We start from the raw sequence: 2,624 nt of genomic DNA, 5'->3' as shown, positions 1-2,624 counted from the left end.
TCAACCGATGTACTGTACAAAATGTCTGCTGGAAATACTGCATTAAATGATACGGAAACAACAGATGGTGAGAATCTTGTTTGTCCCACATTAGTAAAACTCGAATTTGTTGTATTCAGTGGTGTTTTTGATGCCAAAGAGGCATTATTTGAATATATATTAAATGTGTACCTTCCAATGTCAGCAACGCTACCGGTACCATTGTTATAACCTATCCCAAGCACTGAAAGAGTGGATGATTTGCTAAAGGATATCCGTGAATTGTAATTCATTAGAGTTGAAATATTGTATGTATGGGAATCACCTGATGAGTGGAAATAGTTACTGTACTTAAATATTCCAGCAGTAAAATCCATACTTGAAACGTTTAGCCCAGTGTTGCCCGTAAGAGATTTAACGATTGAACCGTTTATGTATCCTGAGGCCATAGCGTAAGAATTATAATTGTTTAATCCCTCATTCTTGCTAAATATTGCTGGTATGCTGCCCCCGTATCCTCTGTTGAATGTGGACATAAAATCGGATTTCAGTTTGTATTCTGGTGCAGAAGATGAATATAGATAGATAGTCACTAAATGTCCAGAGAGCGTTATATTTTTAAGAGTCAGAACGGTATTAAATGTTGTTCCCATCTTCTGGCCAATAGAGGATGCCATGCTTTTAGCCTCGCTGCCATAACTGGTTCCATTGTATGCCAGTATTAAGGCATTCTGGGGAATAAATGACCCAAGTTTACCATAATTTATCCCGTATTCCTTTTCTAAAAGTGATGTCATATTTGCAGTGATTGTAAAGCTGCCGAATATTAACCCATTTCCAGACCAGATACCTGTGCCATTACCGGATTCCATTGCAAAGAGGTTGTATAGATTTCCCTGAGGGGTTATAAGGCTCAACCCTGCCTGATTCGTTGAATTGCCTAATGAAGCGTTTGTAACTGCTACTTCATTATTCGTGTTTATATGGGCAGAACCATTTGATATAGAAAATGGGAACAGGGCATTTACTCCCATAGCTGGTATTCCCACATTTCCAGAAACATTCTCCGTGGATGCATTTAAATCGGTTTGTGGAGTGATTCCCGGGGAAAAAACCATGGCTATGAATATAAAAGCAATGAATATTGATAATGCAGCTGCAACTGCTTTTTTGGAAACTTTCTTTCCTCCATGGAGAATTCTATGGGTAATTGAACCCACTAAAACAGCTGTAACTGCAAAGATTAGATAATTTTCAAGGACGTGGAATGCTATATCCGTTATTACTTTGCCAATGCTGGCAGTGCCTGTACCGGATCCAAGGCTTGATGTTATGTATGGAACTATTACACGTAACACCGGCTCTGTAACTATAGTAGCAAGATTAGTGCCATATGGAACGAAGGCAGTGGCAGCAACAAATGTTGCTAAAAGCCCTCGAGCGGTGCTGCTAATAGCCGATGTGCCATATATGTTAAAAATTGAAAGCCCAAGCATTGCAATGAGCGATACCCCCAGAGTAAGTGTGGTAAATGTCCACACAAGGCTGGCTGAACCCCATGCACGGAGACCTTTCCTTGCCGAAATTCCAACAAGTGCGCCTATAACAATCCACGTTTCCAGTATAATGGTATTCCTGATAGGTGATCCTGCTATAAGATAAACTATTCCCAGAATAAATGGAAAACGGTAGCCCAGATATGGACCGACCCAGTTTACAAGAGGATTGTAACTAACAGATAAAATAACATAAGCTGCAAAGGTAACAGATATATACCCTACTATAAGGGCAGTTAATTTTCCCATGAATAGACATCTAAAAATTTATATATAAATATTGCTATGTATCTAACCTTTTTACAGATTTTTGGATATGATATAACAATTAAATAAAGGAAATCGTTATTGCGCAGATTATGGCCAGGACTATAGATATAATAATTTTATATTCACTTATTAATGGGTATTTTACGTAGGATTTAAAGGATAATTCTCCTGAATAAAATCTTTCTATTATGTCTCTGTATTTATTGTATTTATTATATTTATTATATTTATTATTCACTATGAATTTATCAGAATCTCTCATTACTGCTATTACAATTCCCAATACATTTGCATAATTAATTGGCTCGCTAATAATTGCATTATCTCCCTTACAATTTACAACTGTATCATTAATATTTTGTACCCTGTGTATAAAGGGGGTGCTTAAATTGCAATTCATCGATGAGTTGTATATTATTATATCACCAGTTTCAATATCATCGTCTTCCATATTAGTTAAAGCCAGTACCTGGTCTTCATTCATTAGAGCAGGACTCATGCTTGAGCCATACACAATACTCGTTAGATATCCTGGATCTGATTCATTGGTAAATAAAATGAGTACAAAATCTTTAAAAAAACATAAAAAGCACCGAATAGAAAAACTATAACCAGCATCTGAGAAAAATTAATAATGGCAGCAAAAACTGAAAATAATAACATAACCATAATAAAAAGATTAGAATCAGTTGTGATTTGACTGGGTACACTTTAATCCCATATTCCGCCAAAGGTCTCCCTGTGATTATCTAGTTTGTTTCCTCCTTGGGTTCATCTTTTCTTTTGATAAAATTGCCTGTTTTTTTGATTTCTATTGAA

The 2,624-nt window shown here is 36.2% G+C and carries 2 protein-coding genes; both read right to left on the bottom strand.

Translation table 11 applies throughout. The features are described from left to right. On the bottom strand, positions 1 to 1,784 hold a 1,784-nt coding region (locus tag AMDU4_RS13585), incomplete at its 3' end, for a hypothetical protein (protein ID WP_021788502.1). 79 nt (positions 1,785 to 1,863) lie between these two features. Continuing rightward, positions 1,864 to 2,256, bottom strand: coding sequence for a hypothetical protein (locus AMDU4_RS13580; RefSeq protein WP_290705552.1), 393 nt, complete (start codon positions 2,254 to 2,256; stop codon positions 1,864 to 1,866). Between the last annotated feature and the right edge of the window lie 368 nt (positions 2,257 to 2,624).

The organism is Ferroplasma sp. Type II, from assembly GCF_000496155.1.
This window is presented reverse-complemented; position numbering and strand designations above follow the sequence as displayed.

Excerpts from the sequence above, each read along its gene's own strand:
- AMDU4_RS13580 (WP_290705552.1), bottom strand. The coding sequence starts at position 2,256 with ATGGAAGACGATGATATTGAAACTGGTGATATAATAATATACAACTCA.